The organism is Streptomyces sp. SCSIO 30461 (assembly GCF_037023745.1).
In the GTDB taxonomy this organism is placed as follows: Bacteria; Actinomycetota; Actinomycetes; order Streptomycetales; family Streptomycetaceae; genus Streptomyces.
The window spans coordinates 167,692-185,517 of the sequence record NZ_CP146101.1; the positions used below are offsets into that span (position 1 = coordinate 167,692).

Here is a 17,826-nt window from a genome sequence, read left to right on the forward strand (position 1 = left end):
ACACCCGATGTGTACAGGGTGCGGCCAGGGGCCGCCGGATTTCAACCGGAAGCAGGGGTGAGGGTAGTGTGTACCGTCTGCATCGGTGTCTGCCCAGGCCTGCATTCGGATTCTCGGTTCTCGAGCCCGATTGTCAGTGGGCCCTGATTTACTCGTAGACATCGATGCTCACGCATCACGACCCTCCTGCCACGGAACGACCGTGGCCGCTGAGTCCAAAGGAGGTGGGTTCCACATGCGTCACTACGAGGTGATGGTCATCCTCGACCCCGATCTCGAGGAGCGCGCTGTCTCCCCGCTGATCGAGAACTTCCTCTCCGTCGTCCGTGAGGGCAACGGAAAGGTGGAGAAGGTCGACACCTGGGGCCGTCGTCGTCTCGCTTACGAGATCAAGAAGAAGCCCGAGGGCATCTACTCGGTCATCGACCTGCAGGCGGAGCCTGCGGTCGTCAAGGAGCTCGACCGCCAGATGAACCTGAACGAGTCGGTCCTCCGGACCAAGGTCCTCCGCCCCGAGACCCACTGAGCGCCTAGCTCAGAGGTCATCGGGTTCGAGTAGCAGCAAGCAGCCAGAAGCAATCCCGCCGAGAGGTTCACCCATGGCAGGCGAGACCGTCATCACGGTCGTCGGCAATCTTGTCGACGACCCCGAGCTGCGCTTCACCCCGTCCGGTGCGGCCGTCGCGAAGTTCCGTGTCGCGTCGACTCCCCGCACCTTCGACCGTCAGACCAACGAGTGGAAGGACGGCGAGAGCCTCTTCCTGACCTGCTCGGTCTGGCGTCAGGCGGCGGAGAACGTCGCCGAATCGCTCCAGCGAGGCATGCGCGTCGTCGTGCAGGGCCGGCTGAAGCAGCGGTCGTACGAGGACCGCGAGGGTGTGAAGCGCACGGTCTTCGAGCTGGACGTCGAGGAAGTCGGCCCCAGCCTCAAGAACGCCACGGCCAAGGTCACCAAGACCACCGGTCGGGGCGGCCAGGGCGGCTACGGCGGCGGCCAGCAGCAGGGCGGCGGCAACTGGGGCGGCGGCCCCGGCGGTGGCCAGCAGGGTGGCGGCGGTGCTCCCGCCGACGACCCCTGGGCGACCAGCGCGCCGGCCGGCGGCGGCCAGCAGCAGGGCGGCGGCGGTGGCGGCTGGGGCGGAAGCTCCGGCGGAAGCTCCGGCGGCGGCTACTCGGACGAGCCCCCTTTCTAGGACCTGGTCCCTCAGGGACAGGACCAAGAGGCAGCTCGTACCCCTACTTCTTGATCACACAGGAGAAACACCATGGCGAAGCCGCCTGTGCGCAAGCCTAAGAAGAAGGTCTGCGCATTCTGCAAGGACAAGACCGCGTACGTGGACTACAAGGACACGAACATGCTGCGGAAGTTCATTTCCGACCGCGGCAAGATCCGTGCCCGCCGCGTTACCGGCAACTGCACGCAGCACCAGCGTGACGTCGCCACGGCCGTGAAGAACAGCCGTGAGATGGCGCTGCTGCCCTACACGTCCACCGCGCGCTAAGGGAAGGGTGACCACGATATGAAGATCATCCTCACCCACGAGGTCTCCGGCCTCGGCGCTGCCGGCGACGTCGTTGACGTCAAGGACGGTTACGCTCGCAACTACCTGGTCCCGCGTGGTTTCGCGATCCGCTGGACCAAGGGTGGCGAGAAGGACGTAGAGCAGATCCGTCGCGCCCGTAAGATCCACGAGATCGCCACCATCGAGCAGGCCAACGAGATCAAGGCCAAGCTCGAGGGCGTCAAGGTGCGTCTGGCCGTTCGCTCCGGCGACGCCGGCCGCCTGTTCGGCTCGGTCACCCCGGCTGACATCGCTTCGGCGATCAAGACCGCGGGCGGCCCGGACGTCGACAAGCGTCGCGTTGAGCTCGGTTCGCCGATCAAGACCCTGGGCTCGCACCAGGTGTCCGTGCGTCTGCACCCCGAGGTTGCCGCGAAGCTCGGCATCGAGGTCGTCGCCGCCTGAGGCGACTGCTCATAGAGCCTGAGAGGGCCGCACCCGTCGGGTGCGGCCCTCTGTGCTGTTTCACGTGAAACGGCGCGGGTGCGTGCCCGATCAGCGGGTCGCACCCGTGACGATCCAGCGGCCGGAGCGAGTGCGCAGCCACAGAGTCAGCATGCGCACGGTCATCATCAGTGTCATGGCTCCCCAGAGTGCGGTGAGGCCACCGCCGAGGGCCGGTACGAGCAGGGCGACGGGAGCGAAGGCGGCCAGCGTCAGAAGCATGGCCAACGCCAGATAGCGGCCGTCGCCCGCGCCCATCAACACCCCGTCCAGCACGAAAACCACTCCGGCCACCGGCTGGGAGAGAGCCACCACCAGCAGTGCCGGAAGCAGTGCACTGCGCACCGCCTGGTCTCCGGTGAACAGGGGGATGATGAGCGGCCTGGCCAGTACGAGCAGCACACCCAGCACGACGCCCGAGACGATGCCCCAGAGCACCATGCGACGGCAGACCTGCCGGGCGCCTTCGGGGTCGTCGGCGCCGAGATGGCGGCCGATGATCGCTTGGCCCGCTATGGCGATCGCGTCAAGCGCGAAGGCCATCAGGGACCAGAGGGAAATGATGATCTGGTGCCCGGCGATCTCGGTGTCGCCGAGGCGGGCTGCCACGGCCGTGGCGATCAGCAGTACGGCACGCAGCGAGAGCGTACGCACCAGCAAGGGTGCTCCCGCTTGGGCGCTGGCGCGTATACCCGCGGCGTCGGGCCGCAGGGAAGCGCCGTGCCGACGGGCCCCCCGGACGACGACCACGAGATAGGCGGCGGCCATCCCACACTGGGCGAGCACCGTTCCCCAGGCGGACCCGGCGATACCGAGTCCGGCACCGTAGACGAGCCCGGCGTTGAGTGCCGCGTTGGCCGCGAAGCCCGCGATGGCCACATACAGAGGGGTGCGGGTGTCCTGAAGGCCGCGCAACACCCCGGTGGCGGCCAGGACGACGAGCATCGCCGGGATACCCAGGCTGGAGATGCGCAGATATGTGACGGCGAAGGGCGCGGCGGTATTCGATGCTCCGAACAACTCGACCAGCCAGGGGGCGCCGGGCAGCATCACGGCGATCACGCCGGCGCCCAGCACCAGGGCGAGCCAGATCCCATCGATCCCCTGACGGATGGCGGCGCCCAGCTCACCGGCCCCGACGCGTCGGGCGACCGCTGCGGTGGTCGCGTAGGCGAGGAAGACGAACACGCTCACCGCGGTCATCAGCAGCGCGGCAGCGACCCCGAGACCGGCGAGTTGGGGCGTGCCCAGATGGCCGACAATGGCGCTGTCGACGAGTACGAAGAGCGGCTCTGCGACCAGTGCGCCGAAGGCGGGGATCGCGAGCGCGACGATCTCGCGGTCATGCTTTCGCCGGCTGTTGTGCGGCGCCACGGTGGCCTGGGTCATGCGGGCAATCTAATCTTCCACAGGTAAGGAATACAAGGCATATGTGATCCTTACCAATCTCTGAGATGGGGCTTCGGCTGTGCGCCGTTTGTTCTGATCTTGGCCCGCCTGGGAAAGTTTTTCTCCCCCACAGCCCGTGGATGGAAAACATGCAGGTCAAATGGTGTGTCATGAGGAGGGCCCCGACTTGTCCACAGCTGTGTCCCCCGATCCGTGCACAGGTTCCGGGGGGTTCTCCACAGCATCTCGTCGCTCGTCCACATGGCCTGTGGATAACCAGATTGGCTGACGGTGCCGGGAGCCCTAACGTAGACCGGCGCTCGACGCGCCACAGGTGGAGTCGGGCCGCACGTTTTCTGTCAGTGCCGTGCCGTAGAAAGAGGGCACGGAGAGGTCCGTGGAGCGGACGGGAGGGGAGGCGGCCGGTGAGCATTCCCGAGCCCCTGGACGAGCCCTGGACCGACGTCGGTCCGGGTGCTCGACTGCCCGTCTCGCGCCAGAGGCGCGGAGAGGGCCGCGGGCGTGGCCGCGAGGAGCAGCACGAGCGCGGCCATGAGAGCGGCCCGTGGGACGACGGCGCACCCGGCGGGTTCGAGCGGGTTCCCCCGCAGGACCTCGACGCCGAGCAGTCCGTTCTCGGCGGCATGCTGCTGTCCAAGGACGCCATCGCGGATGTCGTCGAGATCCTCAAGGGCCATGACTTCTACCGGCCCGCCCACGAGACCGTCTACCAGGCCATCCTCGACCTCTACGCCAAGGGCGAGCCCGCCGACCCCATCACGGTGGCCGCCGAGTTGACCAAGCGTGGGGAGATCACCCGCGTCGGCGGTGCCTCGTACCTCCACACCCTGGTCCAGTCGGTGCCGACCGCGGCCAACGCCTCGTACTACGCTGAGATCGTCCATGAACGGGCGGTGCTGCGCCGCCTGGTAGAGGCGGGCACGCGCATCACCCAGATGGGATACGCGGCGGACGGCGACGTCGACGAGATCGTGAACTCCGCGCAGGCGGAGATCTACGCCGTCACCGAGCAGCGCACCAGCGAGGACTATCTACCGCTCGCCGACATCATGGAGGGCGCGCTCGACGAGATCGAGGCGATCGGTTCTCGCAGCGGTGAGATGACGGGCGTCCCGACCGGCTTCACCGACTTCGACTCCCTCACCAACGGTCTGCACCCCGGCCAGATGATCGTGATCGCCGCACGTCCCGCCATGGGTAAGTCCACCCTGGCGCTGGACTTCGCCCGTGCTGCGTCGATCAAGAACAATCTGCCCAGCGTGATCTTCTCCCTCGAAATGGGTCGCAACGAGATCGCGATGCGCCTGCTGTCCGCCGAGGCACGGGTGGCCTTGCACCATATGCGATCGGGCACGATGACCGACGAGGACTGGACCCGGCTGGCCCGCCGTATGCCGGACGTCTCCCAGGCCCCGCTCTACATCGACGACTCTCCGAACCTGTCGATGATGGAGATCCGCGCCAAGTGCCGCCGACTCAAGCAGCGCAACGACCTGCGGCTGGTCGTCATCGACTACCTCCAGCTGATGCAGTCCGGTGGCTCCAAGCGGGCGGAGAGCCGCCAGCAGGAGGTCTCGGACATGTCCCGTAACCTCAAGCTGCTCGCCAAGGAGCTGGAGGTCCCGGTGATCGCACTCTCCCAGCTGAACCGTGGCCCCGAGCAGCGCACCGACAAGAAGCCGATGGTCTCCGACCTGCGTGAGTCCGGCTCCATCGAGCAGGACGCCGACATGGTCATCCTGCTGCACCGCGAGGATGCCTACGAGAAGGAGTCCCCCCGCGCCGGCGAGGCGGACCTGATCGTCGCCAAGCACCGTAACGGCCCGACGGCCACCATCACGGTGGCGTTCCAGGGGCACTACTCGCGGTTCGTGGACATGGCGCAGACCTGACGACCACGTGTAGGTTCTCAAATCTCGTGTCATTTTCTCAGTCGCGATGTCATCCGAGTGGCCGATCTGACACGGGATTGAGAATCGCTGCTCATCGCCGTCACTCGTTTGGGTGACCCTGTCTCAGGTCCGGCCTGCGAGCCTCCCGCGGATGCGAACGTAGCGTCCGTGAAGGGGACTGCCTGCGATCCGGGGGTGACTTATGGCGGCAGGGCTGAGCCCGGGATCGATCACCGTGAGCCTGCGGGGCCCGAACGGCAGCTTGCTTGAGAACCGGGAGTGGACTGCTTCCTCGATCGACGGGCTTGCGGCGGCGGACCCGTGGCGGACCTTCCGCTGGTACCGAGGCCAGCGGCACTACTCGGGCACCTACTGGTCCGCCACAATGCGCGACCACGTCATCTACGAGTCGCGCCTCGAACTGGAGAGGCTCCTCTTCGCTGATTTCGATCCGTCCGTACGGCACATCGTGGCCCAGCCCTTTTTGCTCAAGGCCGAGGTGGACGGGGCCGTGCGCAAGCACATCCCGGACTATCTTCTGGTCACCGACGAGGGGCCTGTGATCGTGGATGTGAAGCCACTGCACCGGTTGTCCAAGCCGGAGGTGGCCTTCACTTTCGGCTGGACCCGTGAGGCGATGGAGGTTCGCGGGTGGAGTTACGAGGTCTGGAGCGAGCCACCTGCGGCTGAGCTGGAGAACGTCCGTTTCTTGTCGGGCTACCGCAGGGACTGGCTGTTCGATCGTGGGCTCGTCGACGAACTCCGTGGCGCTGAACTCGATGGAGTCTCTTTGCGACGCGCGGCGGTCAGCCTGCCTAATCACCCGGAGGAGCAAGTCCGTTCTGCGGCAATCCGTCGATCCGCCCAGGCGGTCCGGTCACGACTGGCTGCGGCGCCGATCTGACCTGTGTTTCGACGCTTCGCCTGCCTCCTGGCCATCCGGTTCTCATGGCGCAGGACCGGGTCACGGAGATCATCGACGGGCCGACAGCGGCCTTCGGCCCCTACCGGACTGTTCCCCAGCCGACACCGGCGGTGCTGGCCGACATCCGGGCCCTGGGCATCCGCGTCCTGAGCGACGTTCCCGCTGCTGTCCTGCGTGAACAGATGCCGGCCGACATCGCAGAAGCGCACCTCGCCACCGATCCGATCGTCCCGCGCACGGAACAGGCGGCGGACCGCCCGGGGTTCATGGCCCCGCCACGAGCCGCGGATGCCGCGGTCGCGGTCACCATGGCCCTGGGCATCCTGGAACAGCCAGGAATCCACCGGGCTGGTGAGGCCCTGCGGGGCCTGCTGGAAGCAGTACGCGAGGAACTCACGCAGATCTCGGCTACCAGCATCGACGACTGGGGCCAGGGCATCAGCCCGGTGCTGCAGTCCGTGCACCTGGCCGCCCTCGACCCCTCCCTCCGCCCCAGCGAGCACATCCGCTACCGCACGACCGAGACTCCCCGCCGGCCTGCAAGGACCACTCGGGACATCGAGCAGCGAGCCAGAAAGATCCCCACGATGTTCTGGCCGTACTGGACGGTCCGGCTCACACCGCCCGAAGGAATACATTCGCGGACCCTGGCCCCCGCCCTCGCCGCCCTGCTGCTGATCCCCGACAGCCGCACCTCCTTGGACCAGTCCGCTCGGCTGGTCGGCGATGCCATCGACGGCATCGAGATCTCACGCCTCCTCCAGGAACTCGACGACCTTCCACAATGGCCGGACATCGTCACCGCCCTGGACCGGCTCGCCGACCGCCTTGACGCCGATGACATCCCCATCGACTACGGCCGGCGTCGGCTCCTGGACTACACCGGACTGCTTCCCCATGACCGCTGGCTGGAGATCTGCCGCCGCACCGGAACACCGCCAGGGACCAGCCGGCGCGAACGCATCGCCCGCAGCCAACTCTTCCAACGCCTCAGCGGCCTGCCTGCCGAGTCCGTCCCCGACCTGGGCGGGCTCGACAGCGCAGAGTTCCGGGCGACGTCCTTGAGGCTCACCGCCCTTCAGACCCCCGAACTCGCACACGCCCTCCAACAGGAAGCCCTCGAATTCCTCGCCGCGCAACACATCCACGAAGAGCCCGCGACCTGGCAGCCTCCCACCGCCCTGCTGGCCGGACTCTCCCTTCCTGGCCCCGACCCGGCGCATATCGACCTCCCCCGCCTGCACCAACTCGTCCGAGAACGGCGGCACCCCGTTCAGCACGCCGCCCAAGTCCTGGGCACGAACGTCGAGGCCATCCGGCATGTCCTCGACGAACACCCAGCCCCCGCACCCCCGCTGACGAAGAACGCTGCCAGAGCCACCGGCCGCATCCGGCAGCAAGCCCGGCAAGCCATCCCGGCAGAGCGCTTCACTCAGCTCTACCTCGACGAACACCGGTCCCTCCAGCAGATCGCCACCCTTACCGGCTTCTCCCGCAGACTGCTGACCGATCTCGCCAAGGAGTACGGCATCCCGCTCAGGGAGGGTCCCCAGGACTACAGACACCGTGGCACCATCGAACGGGAATGGCTGTTTGAGCAGTACGTTGTCCACCGACGAACCCTGCCCGACCTTGCCCGCGAGACGGGTATGAGTACTGCGAACATGGCTCGGTGGGCCCACACCCACAACATCCCTCTCCGGCCCCGTGGTGGAGCAAGCCACAACGTTGCCCTCCGAGCGCGCGACCGCGCTCAGTCGCCCCCGCCGTCATGAGCAGATGACGACATGGATGCGCTGTCACTGGACGAAGAAGACAGCCCCACACCTCACCTTGCGCCGTGCCGTCGAACGGACGGGAACACCAGTACCACCCCGACCGCGGTCAGCTGCCACAACACACCGAGCCCGAGGAGCCGGTCTGCCCCCACGATGTTCGACACGGGCCCGGCCAGCGCCAGCCCGAGCGGCCCCAGGGCGAAGGCACCCAGGCTGTCGAACGCACTGACCCGTCCGCGGACCTCGGCGGGGATCTCGCGCTGGATGACGGTCGTCACGAGGGTGTTACACACCGCTGCCCCGGCCCCTGCGAGGAGTGCGGCCGCGGCCACCCAGCCCAGCGGCAACCGCGCCGCCAACGCTGCTGCCGGGAGTGCCCAGCCTGCGGATGCGGCCACGGACCAGACGAGCGCCCGGCTGGGGTTCCTGCCGAGCAGTGCCAGGCCGCTGCCGATTGACCCGATGCCGTACAGGGCCAGCACCAGCCCCCAGGCACTGGCACCGCCGAGCCGCTGCTGAGCAAGAGTCGGACCCAGCACCAGGAACGGTGCCCAGAGAACGAAGTTGAAGAGGCTGATGTGGAGGGTCGTGACCCACAGCCATGTGCGGGAGGTGAACTCCTTCCAGCCGCGCCCCAGGTCGGTGAACAACCCATGGCGGGGCGTGGCCAACTGCGACAGGGGCAGCCCAGCCAGGGCCAGGGCGCTCACGCCGTAGCTGACCGCGTCGACAGCGAGCACGGTGCCAGCATCAGAAACAGCGATGAGCAGACCGGCCAGACCTGGACCTGCGACCGAGGTCACAGCCTGGACGATCTGCAGCAGCGAGTTGGCGTCCGCAAGGTCATCTGCCGGAACGAGACCGGGCACCAGAGCCGTCAGACCCGGGCTGAACCCTCCCTCACCGATTCCGAGGACCACCGCCAGCGCGACCACTTCCCAGACCCTCGCGCTATGGGTGAGCAGCAGTACGGCCAGCGTGCCCTGGGCGGTGAACCGGAGCAGATCCGCTGTCAGCATGACTGCACGGGCTCCGAGACGATCGGTGAACACGCCGCCGAGCAGCAGCACGACCAGCACAGCGAGGATCCGCGCCGCCATCACCACGCCGACGGCGTCGACCCCGCCGCCAGGCATCTGCAGCACGGCGAAGGTCGTCCCGATCGTGTTCATCCCGGTGCCGAGTAACGACGTGCTCTGGCCGATGAGGAAGCGGCGGAACGAGGAGTGCCGCAGCGTGCGCAGGCGGTGAGTGGCTGTCTGGGGCTTGGATGCAGCGGGCGGGCGAGTGCGAAGCGTCATGGCTCCGCACTTTTCCTCCGTCAGCCTATTCCCTGCAAGCGTTTCCGAGAAAGAAATCTGATTCTTCCACGAGTAATTTCCATTCCGGGTAATTGGCGCAGTAAATGGCCTATATTTACTGCAACATGCCTGGTGGTAGGCTCAGCGGAAGAAGGATGGGGCAGGCTCCATGGAGTTCATTTACTGCGGATGGCCAGCATGAGTCAGCACCAAACCGACGGAGCGGGAACACCTCGCCTGGCGCCGGTGGAGTACAGCGCAGCCGTTGATCGCTATCTCGCCGCGGCCGATCTCGGCAGCGCCTCCCGCCGCGTTTACCGCATCTCGCTGGTCGGGTGGTCCTGGCCATTGGTCGACCGCCGGGCTCCGACCGGTCGCGAGCGCCGGGGGGCCCACCCGCCCGTCGTTCCTCTTGCCCTGCTCGACGACCCGAAGGCCCCAGAGCGGCTGCAACGGGCACTGGCCGACCGTGCCGCCGCTGCGGAGTCACGCACACTGGCCCGCGAACTGGCCTGCCTTCGAGCCGCTACGGCATGGTGGCTGGCAGAAGGCTGGATCACCGCAGACCCGGCCGCCGGACTGGCACCGCCGGCGCCGTGTCCTGGACCGGCACCGAACCCCTCCGACGCTTTCACGGCTGCGAGGGCGACTGCCGCCGACCCGGATCGGGCCCGCGCCGCCCTCGCCTTGCGGGCGCCACTCAGGGAGTTGACTCTGTGGCACCTCCTCCACGAGTCGAGAGCCCCCGTCGAACAGGTGCTCGCCCTCAACATCGATCACCTCGACCTGTCCAGCCGACGCACCAGGGCGCGCGCGGCAGCAGCCCTGAGCTGGGGATGGGGCACGGCACGCCTGCTGCCCATGCTGCTGGCCGGGCGCACTGCGGGGCCGGTGTTCGTCACCGACCGAAGGGCCCCCGCCTCCATACCGGCAGCTGACCGCTGCCCGGTGACCGGCCGAGGGCGGCTTTCCTACCGCCGGGCCGCAGAGCTCTTCACCGCCGCGACCAGACCACTCGATCCAGTCGGCCGCGGCTGGACCCTGCTTGTCCTGCGCGACCGGGCACCCCGGAGCAGGACGGTCCCCAGATGACGCGCCGGGGCAGGTTGAGTCTCCGTGCTCGCTGGCTGGCCCGTCTGACGGACCTACGTGGGCGCCAGTAGGAAATGACACGGATCTGAGACCGGCAGGGCCTGACACGACGTGAGGCAGCGAGAGAACGCCCAGGTCACGGCGTCGTCGAATGACATCGAAAGTGAGAACCTACAACGTGGAGGCGCCTCGGGACCGGCCCCATCTCGCCGCACTCTCAGCGCAGGGTCTGACAATTCAGACCGGGCAGCACATTCATGTGGAGGCTGTCATCACCTGGGATACTCGTCTCGTGGACACATCGAGGGCTTCCTGGGTCAATACGACGCACGATTGGTCCGGCCTCGTTGATGTGGATCACCTGTCGCACATCCGCCACAATCCCGACGAGTTCGCTCCGGGAGGGCCGTGGCACCTCGTCCTTGAGGTGCTTGGCTATGCCGCTGACGAAGCGGCAAGCAGGGGCGGGGGGCGATGCGTCGTAGTTCTCCATCCCGACGGTTCCCTGTCCGTGCGGGACGATGGACGGGGCACTGACACCCGGGTCGACGAGCACGGCCAGAGCGTGAAGAAGCCGGTCATGGCCACCAGGGATCTCCGGTTCTTCGACTTCCCCGAGACCGAGGTGCTTGGACGGCGATCTTTCGCGCCTGACCACGTCCTGGCCTCATCTGGAGGTTCAGCTCGAGGACCAGCGGCTGCGGCGTCACGCTCTACGGTCGTTCGCCGACTGAGCGTCCATCGGTGAGCCGGCGACCGGGCAGCAGTGACGCGGGCAGCAGCGCCAGCGCCAGCAGAGCCGCCGAGTTGCTGGAAGAACTCGGACTGTCAGCGAGCCATCTCATGGACGCCGTCCGCGAGTACGCCGACGGATGGGGGCTCGCCTTCGACCCGAAGGACATGAACGCCTCCCCGCAGCAGCTCAACGGGGATCACTGGGAGGACTGGCTTGCCAGCGACTGCCCGGCATTGCTCATCCGAGGCAGCCGCAGCACGGTGCTCGGCGCCGAGCATGCGAAGGATATGGCGGCACGTCGCCCCCACACCAGGCTCGTCGAACTCCCCGCCGGGCACACCGTCCATGGGACCGTCCCAGCAGAGTTCGCCGCAGCCGTAAGGGAGTTCCTCAGCACGATGTGAGTTGCCGGAAGGGGACATCGCGTCCAGCTACCGGCGGTCTGAATGGTCACGTCACTCGGGCGTTCTGCCGGTGCCGGTAACGTGGACGAGTGACCGGGCCGCCCAGTGGATCGGTGAACAGCACGTACCAGAACGAAGCCTGGGCGAGGAGACCGCGACCGCCATACCGGCGTCGGCCGGTCTCCTCGCTTGGATGTCCGGCTCAGCTTCCGCAGGCCGAGGCATGCGGCTTGCCCCTGGTTGGGGCTGCGGCATGAAGGGCCATGGCTCTCCTGCCGGTCATGGCCCCAGTTCCGCGATGACGGTACCGGCGTCAGGACTCGCGTCCGTGGCCCCGCAAGCGGACAGGCATCAGCTGTTGTCGGCCTTGCGGCGGCGAATGGCGAAGACCGAACCTGCGCCGAGTGCGACGGCAGCACCGCTCACGAGAGCGAGCCGGGGCAGGACGGAGGGCGAACCGGTCCTGGCGAGGGCGCTTCCGTTCGCGGTGGTCGTCTCCGGAGTGCCCGACGTGCCAACCGACTCGGTCGAGGTGCCGCCCTGCACGGACGGGCTTGGCTTGGGTGTCGGCCGGTCCTTGTCATCGACCGTGCCGGGCTTGGCGTCGTCGATCTCTCCCGGCTCGCTTCCGGCAGGCAGGACCTCGTAGTCATAGCGCTTCATCGGGCCGTGGATACACGGGTTGTATGCGCTGGAGGCATCGCCGGCGAACAGGGCGAAGCCCTTGGCCGACGGAGCCGCCTCATCGAGAGTGAGCCTCATCTTCACAGCGCTGCGGTCGCCCGGCTTCATGGCGTCGACGGTCGCGACATAGTTGTTTCTCCCGGCGTCGAGCTCCTGCCAGTCGGACCCGTTGGACCACTCCACCTTGAGGAAGTCCATGTTCTTCACCGGATTCAGGACGACCACGGCCAGCGGGTCCACATCCAGCGTCCTGTCGGTGCCATTGGTCACCGTGAACGAGAAGTCGACCGTGGTTCCGGCGACGATCTCGGACGGCAGGCCGTCCGCGAGGACGGTCAGTCCCGAAACACGCACGCACTCCTTGGCGGCGGCGAGCGCCTTGCCCGCGGCTTCCTTGATCTTGAGGGCTTCCTCAGGAGCGTTCTGGACGAGGCCGTACTCCTGCGCCGCCTTGATCCTGGCGTCGTTCCATGCGTCCCAAGCCGCCTCCTTCTCGGCGTCGGCTTGCGCCTTGGCGGCGGAGGCCTTCTCTGCATTCGCCCTGGCAGTTGTGAGGGCCTCCTGCGCTTTGGCCTTCGCGGCATCGTCCTGGGCCGCTTCCAGCTCGGCCTCGGCGTCGATGACGGCCTTGTCCGCGACCGTCTTGTCAACCGCCGCGGCCTTGGCCACCGCATCCTTGGCCAGGGCGGTGGCCTTGAGCGGGTGCGTGTCCAGGGCCAGGGCGGCCATGGTCGCCTTCAGCTTCTCCAGCCCGGCCGCCTTGGCGGCGACCGCGTCCTCGTACGCCTTCTCCGCGTCGGCGGCGGCCTTCTCCAACTCGGCGTAGGTCTTCGGCTGGTTCACCGTCTGCGTCGCGGGCTCGGTGTCGGCGAATGCCGAAGTGGCGGAGAGCAGCATGACGGGGCTGGCCAAGGCAACGGCGGCAGCTGTCGCGAGGGCACGGCGAAGCTTCACTTGATCCCTTTCGGGTGTGGTGGTCTGAGGACGGCCGGGGATTGACACGCTCATGTGGCAGCCGTAGGCGTGATCGTATGGCCGGTATCGGGGACGGGGGTATCGAGATCTCGATCCGGCCGCCTCACGGTCGAGAGGAACCCATCGGGCAAAATGGAATGAATATGGATAGTTGCTCGTGTTGTCGCGAATTCTCTGAGATCTATCTCATCGCATGTGAAGGAGGGGCAGAAGATCTCACCGCTCTCCGTTGCTTCAATTCAGGAACCTGCGGGCCTGGACGGAAATGCCGTGTGGGGACAGTGAGTCCGTCTGGTAGAGCTTGGGCGTGAACTCAGCGCACTCGCCGTACCCGTCGTCGGATGTCCCGCCCCTGCTCCCCGGCACCGTAAGAGCTCTGCTGCACCGTGTCGCCGTAGGGCAGGCAGAGGGGCGGGCGCCTTCCCTGGTCGGGGCAGTGGGAAGGGACGGCCGGTGTCTGTGGAGTGGGGCGCGGAGTTGCGTCGCCGATGAGGTGCCGGATGCCGACACCCAGTACCGCGTCGGGTCCATCACCAAGACCTTCACGGCGGTTCTGGTGATGCGGCTCAGGGATGAGGGGCTGCTGGATCTGAGCGATCCGTTGGAGAAGTACCTGCCAGGCACCGGTGTCGGTGAGGTGACCGTCGCCCAACTCCTCGGACACGGAGCGGGGCTGGCCGCGGAGAGTCCGTCTCCGTGGTGGGAGCGTACGCCGGGTACGGTCCGGCCCGGGTTGCGAGATGTGCTCGGTGACCAGCCGTTGGCGCACCCCGTGGGGCGCCGCCATCACTACTCCAACCCCGGATACACGCTGCTCGGTGCACTGGTCGAGGCGGTGCGTGGGGAGTCCTGGGAAGCCGTGCTGCGTCAGGAGATCCTCGAACCACTCGGGATGGACCGGACGAGCGCCCAGCCGCGGTCACCGCATGCGGGGGGCTGGGCGGTGCATCCGTGGGCCGATGTGATGATGCCGGAACCCGTCCAGGACCTCGGGTTGATGGCCCCTGCCGGGCAGTTGTGGTCCACCGCGTCCGACCTCTGCCGCTTCGGGGGCTTCCTCGCTGACGGCGATGAGCGGGTGCTGAATGCGGAGTCCGTACGGGAGATGCGTACGCCTTCCGTGCCGCCCGAGACGGGGGACTGGGAGAGCGGCTACGGTCTGGGACTTCAACTGGTACGCAGGGCCGGACGCACACTGATCGGCCATTCCGGCTCGCTGCCCGGGTTTGTCGCCGGCCTCTGGGTGAGTGTGGAGGAGGGGGTCACCGGGGTCGCACTCGCCAACGCCACATCGGGTCCGTTGACCGGCACTGTGGCAGGCGACCTCGTCGGCATCGTGGCCGATGCCGAGCCGAGGTTCCCCGAACCTTGGCGTCCTATGCCGGAGGTGGACCCGTCTGTTCTGGAACTCGCCGGGCCCTGGTACTGGGGCACCCATGCGTTTGGGCTGAAGGTGCTGGCCGACCGTGGTCTGGAGTTGTATCCACTCAAGGGGGTCGGACGTGGTGCCCGCTTCCGCGCCGGTGTGAGCGAGGTCGACTGGATCGGGCTCGACGGGTACTACGCCGGGGAGACGTTGACCGTGGTGCGGCGGAGCGACGGCACGGTGGACCATCTCGACCTGGGGTCATTCGTCTTCACCCGTGAGCCCTATGATCCGGCGGCGGAGGTCCCGGGGGGAGTGGACCCGGAAGGTTGGCGCGGGCTTCCGCGGTGAGGTGCTCGCGCGCTGACGGGATCGTGTTTCACGTGAAACAGTCCGAAGCCGGGCGGGGCTCCGATCCCCGAACCGGTCGCCCCTCGTGCCGCCTTCCTCAGCCCGCCGCGACCGTCAGGGGCGCGAAACGACGACCCCAGGAGCCCGGGAGCTCCCCGGCGCCCCGGAGCATCACGGTGTTGAAGGCGACCGTCGCCAATCCGCATGACTTCAGCCAGTGGAGTAGCTCGCCATGGCGTACGTCGATGTCCGTACGCAGTGGTCGGTCAGTGCTCGCCGCCAGCGAGGCGATCAGGGACTTCGCGGTATCCGTGTCACGGGCGATGAGCGGGCCCACCACATGGGTCTCCATGTTCGGCCAGAGCGCCCCGTAGCCCGTCAGCGCGCCATCGGACTCGGCGACCCTGAACTGATCGGCGAAGGCCGGAAGCCTTGTGATCATGTGGGTGCGGTCTTTACCGAAAGCCTCGGCGTCCAGCCGCAGGATGGCGGGAAGGTCATCGGCGGTCGCCGGGCGAGTGGTGGCTTGTGGCACCGGCCCGGTGAGCCGGAAGAAGCCCCGGACCATCTCGGCGCTGCCGACGGTACCGAAGCCCAGCTCCTCGTACAGAGGCCGGCCGTACGGGGTGGCATGGAGGGTGAGTGGTGTCTCGCGGGTCTCCGCGATGACGTATTCCATCAGCCGCCGACCCACACCCTGGCGGGCGAACCGCTCGGCCACCAGAACCATGCCGATGGCGGCGAGCTCGCCCTGCTGCCCCGACTGAGGCCCGTAGCGCGTCACCACGCACGCGGTGACAAGGCCCTTGCCTGATGGGTCATCAATGCCGTAGCCCGTGCCCGAGGCGAGAAGCAGACCCCATTTGTGTTCCTCGCGAGGCCAGCCGCGGTCTTCCGAAAGATCAGCGCATATGGTCACGTCTGACCTGGTCAGGCGCCGGATGGGGAGCTGGCCGAGCGGTGTTGACATGAGGTCAGGCTGTCGGACCGGATGATCGTTCGTCCAGTGCTTTACCAGAACTGGCCGAGACAAGTCCGGTGTTCTTGAAACCGGGCTACGGGCATGGGGCAATGCAGCGTAACGGGAGAACAGCCGCGGAGACCCGGACTTTCCTCTCTTCGTCTCCGTGGCGGTGTCCGGCTGGCATGCTGCGACGAAGGTGTTGCGGACAGTGTCACAGTTCAGTCCCACTCGTCCTGATTCCCGCAGGAGCGGGGATCTGAGGCACGTTCCTGGGCAGCGGGAAGTGCGTAGACCGACCGAAAGACGCTCGAGGCGAGGCACACATGGACGCTCCGACCACCGCGTCGGCGGACAAGGGCACTTCAGACGAGAACAGCGATAGCCAAGACGGTCGAGACGACCGAGAGCGCCGTGAGAACGGTGCCGACTGGTTCACACCGCGAAAGCGGGGCACCGCGCATCGTTCTACGCCCCATGAGGACGGGAACGGCGACGGTGCTGCCGCCAGTGGTACCGCCGGGGGCCGGGGCGCCGAGGGACGGAGAGCTGTGCCGCGCCGCCCCGTCGCCGCGATACGGCCGGTCGGAACGGGGGCGGCGAGAGCCGCGGCGATGCCCCCGCCTGTTGTACCGATCCCTCCTGCGATGCCCCCGCCTGCCGTGCCGAATCCTCCGGTGGCCCCCCAGCCGGCAGCACCGGCCACCCCTGCGCCCAATCCCCGCGACCGGAACCACGACGCCTCACCGGACGCCGTCCTGGTGCGGCGGACCATGGAGGAGATAGCCCCCGTCGCGGACAAAGTGACGTCCTACTTCTACGCGCTGCTCTTCGTTCGGCACCCGGAGCTGCGCGCCCTGTTCCCAGTGGCGATGGATGCTCAGCGGGACCGGCTGCTCAGGGCGCTGCTCACGGCGGCCGAGCACATGGACAACACCGAAGTGCTCGTCGACTATCTGGCGCACCTGGGCCGCGGCCACCGCAAGTACGGCACCCAGCCCGCGCACTATCCCGCCGTGGGGGAGGCGCTCATCGGCGCGCTCAGCCGCTTTGCCGCGACCAGTTGGAACCGCGAGACCGAGGCCGCCTGGATCCGTACGTACACGACGATCTCCCAGGTCATGATCGACGCCGCCGCCGAGAACGAGCGGTACGCCCCGCCCTGGTGGTACGCCGAGGTGGTCTCGCACGATCTCAGGACCCCCGAGATCGCGGTCATCACCGTGCGTCCCGACCAGGCGTACTCGTTCCTGGCCGGGCAGTACACGAGTCTGGAGACCCCGTGGTGGCCGCGGGTCTGGCGGCATTACTCATTCGCCGGGGCTCCGCGTAACGACGGGCTGCTGTCCTTCCACGTCAAGGCCGTCCCCGCGGGTTGGGTATCGAACGCGCTGGTCCATCACGCCCGTCCCGGCGATGTGCTGCGCCTCGGACCTCCTGCCGGGTCCATGACGGTGGACCACAGCTCCGACAACGGGCTGCTGTGCCTGGGCGGCGGCACGGGGATCGCCCCCATCAAGGCGCTGGTCGAAGATGTCGCAAAGCACGGCGAGCGCCGCCCTGTGGAGGTCTTCTACGGGGCGCGCAGCGACCACGACCTCTATGACATCGACACGATGCTGCGGCTCCAGCAGAGCCATCCCTGGCTCCAGGTGCGTCCGATCATCGACGACAGGGCCCAGTTGCCGGACCTCGTGCGCGCATACGGTCCCTGGAACGAGTACGACGCCTATCTGTCGGGACCGATTGGCATGATCCGCAATGGCGTGCACACACTCCGGGGCATCGGCATCCCCTTCGAGCGGATCCGGCATGACTCACTTGAGGACCTGGTCGCCGCGGCGGAATGAGCGACAGGGGCCGGCCGGAGACAGCCGCCGGAGGTGTGCGGGGACAGGGTGGGGCCCGCACGGGGCGGCGAGGCTCATTCGACGGACCGTTGCTC

Annotated in this window: 16 protein-coding genes; 11 read left to right on the forward strand and 5 right to left on the reverse strand. The window is 67.5% G+C overall.

What is annotated here, in order from left to right; all coding sequences use genetic code 11:
• Positions 1 to 235 precede the first annotated feature (235 nt).
• The 4 genes from rpsF to rplI all read left to right on the forward strand — a co-directional run bounded on the left by rpsF (position 236) and on the right by rplI (position 1,967).
• Positions 236 to 526 (forward strand): 30S ribosomal protein S6, encoded by a 291-nt coding sequence (rpsF, locus tag V1460_RS00760; protein ID WP_004950685.1) that lies wholly within the window; start codon positions 236 to 238, stop codon positions 524 to 526.
• A 73-nt stretch (positions 527 to 599) separates the two neighbouring features.
• Positions 600 to 1,193 carry a single-stranded DNA-binding protein gene (locus V1460_RS00765; RefSeq protein ID WP_338671505.1) on the forward strand — a complete coding sequence of 198 codons (594 nt, stop codon included), beginning with the start codon at positions 600 to 602 and terminating at the stop codon, positions 1,191 to 1,193.
• 72 nt (positions 1,194 to 1,265) lie between these two features.
• Complete coding sequence (gene rpsR / locus V1460_RS00770; protein ID WP_005315025.1) at positions 1,266 to 1,502, forward strand: 30S ribosomal protein S18; 237 nt, start codon at positions 1,266 to 1,268, stop codon at positions 1,500 to 1,502.
• 18 nt (positions 1,503 to 1,520) lie between these two features.
• Entirely contained in the window at positions 1,521 to 1,967 is a 447-nt protein-coding gene (rplI, locus tag V1460_RS00775) for a 50S ribosomal protein L9 (protein ID WP_338671506.1), read from the forward strand.
• 90 nt (positions 1,968 to 2,057) lie between these two features.
• Here the strand turns inward: rplI and V1460_RS00780 are convergent, their stop codons facing one another.
• The gene (locus tag V1460_RS00780; protein WP_338671507.1) at positions 2,058 to 3,395 is read right to left on the reverse strand and encodes an MATE family efflux transporter; all 1,338 of its coding nucleotides are present in this window, start codon (positions 3,393 to 3,395) and stop codon (positions 2,058 to 2,060) included.
• A 425-nt stretch (positions 3,396 to 3,820) separates the two neighbouring features.
• Between V1460_RS00780 and dnaB the strand changes: the two genes are divergently transcribed.
• The 3 genes from dnaB to V1460_RS00795 all read left to right on the forward strand — a co-directional run bounded on the left by dnaB (position 3,821) and on the right by V1460_RS00795 (position 8,008).
• Positions 3,821 to 5,308, forward strand: coding sequence for a replicative DNA helicase (gene dnaB, locus V1460_RS00785; protein ID WP_338671509.1), 1,488 nt, complete (start codon positions 3,821 to 3,823; stop codon positions 5,306 to 5,308).
• A 262-nt stretch (positions 5,309 to 5,570) separates the two neighbouring features.
• Positions 5,571 to 6,212, forward strand: coding sequence for a TnsA-like heteromeric transposase endonuclease subunit (locus V1460_RS00790; RefSeq protein ID WP_338677840.1), 642 nt, complete (start codon positions 5,571 to 5,573; stop codon positions 6,210 to 6,212).
• 44 nt (positions 6,213 to 6,256) lie between these two features.
• Entirely contained in the window at positions 6,257 to 8,008 is a 1,752-nt protein-coding gene (locus V1460_RS00795; protein WP_338671511.1) for a hypothetical protein, read from the forward strand.
• Positions 8,009 to 8,061: 53 nt separating this feature from the next.
• Here V1460_RS00795 and V1460_RS00800 read toward each other — a convergent pair whose 3' ends face one another.
• Positions 8,062 to 9,312 (reverse strand): MFS transporter, encoded by a 1,251-nt coding sequence (locus tag V1460_RS00800; RefSeq protein WP_338671512.1) that lies wholly within the window; start codon positions 9,310 to 9,312, stop codon positions 8,062 to 8,064.
• Between the two features lie 198 nt (positions 9,313 to 9,510).
• Here V1460_RS00800 and V1460_RS00805 point away from each other — a divergent pair, with 198 nt between their 5' ends.
• On the forward strand, positions 9,511 to 10,404 hold the full coding sequence (locus V1460_RS00805; RefSeq protein ID WP_338671513.1) for a hypothetical protein: 894 nt from the start codon (positions 9,511 to 9,513) through the stop codon (positions 10,402 to 10,404).
• A 217-nt stretch (positions 10,405 to 10,621) separates the two neighbouring features.
• Here V1460_RS00805 and V1460_RS00810 read toward each other — a convergent pair whose 3' ends face one another.
• Positions 10,622 to 10,897, reverse strand: coding sequence for a hypothetical protein (locus tag V1460_RS00810; RefSeq protein ID WP_338671514.1), 276 nt, complete (start codon positions 10,895 to 10,897; stop codon positions 10,622 to 10,624).
• 251 nt (positions 10,898 to 11,148) lie between these two features.
• Between V1460_RS00810 and V1460_RS00815 the strand changes: the two genes are divergently transcribed.
• Positions 11,149 to 11,544 (forward strand): alpha/beta hydrolase, encoded by a 396-nt coding sequence (locus tag V1460_RS00815; RefSeq protein ID WP_338671515.1) that lies wholly within the window; start codon positions 11,149 to 11,151, stop codon positions 11,542 to 11,544.
• A 351-nt stretch (positions 11,545 to 11,895) separates the two neighbouring features.
• Here the strand turns inward: V1460_RS00815 and V1460_RS00820 are convergent, their stop codons facing one another.
• Complete coding sequence (locus V1460_RS00820; protein WP_338671517.1) at positions 11,896 to 13,182, reverse strand: hypothetical protein; 1,287 nt, start codon at positions 13,180 to 13,182, stop codon at positions 11,896 to 11,898.
• Positions 13,183 to 13,510: 328 nt separating this feature from the next.
• Between V1460_RS00820 and V1460_RS00825 the strand changes: the two genes are divergently transcribed.
• Positions 13,511 to 14,920: a serine hydrolase domain-containing protein gene (locus tag V1460_RS00825; RefSeq protein WP_338671519.1), complete on the forward strand. Its 1,410-nt coding sequence runs from the start codon at positions 13,511 to 13,513 to the stop codon at positions 14,918 to 14,920.
• A gap of 97 nt (positions 14,921 to 15,017) precedes the next feature.
• On the opposite strand, the gene V1460_RS00830 is transcribed toward V1460_RS00825, so the two are convergent.
• Complete coding sequence (locus V1460_RS00830; RefSeq protein ID WP_338671520.1) at positions 15,018 to 15,890, reverse strand: GNAT family N-acetyltransferase; 873 nt, start codon at positions 15,888 to 15,890, stop codon at positions 15,018 to 15,020.
• A gap of 317 nt (positions 15,891 to 16,207) precedes the next feature.
• On the opposite strand from V1460_RS00830, the gene V1460_RS00835 reads away from it, so the two are divergent.
• Positions 16,208 to 17,731 (forward strand): globin domain-containing protein, encoded by a 1,524-nt coding sequence (locus tag V1460_RS00835; protein WP_338671521.1) that lies wholly within the window; start codon positions 16,208 to 16,210, stop codon positions 17,729 to 17,731.
• Positions 17,732 to 17,826: the final 95 nt, after the last annotated feature.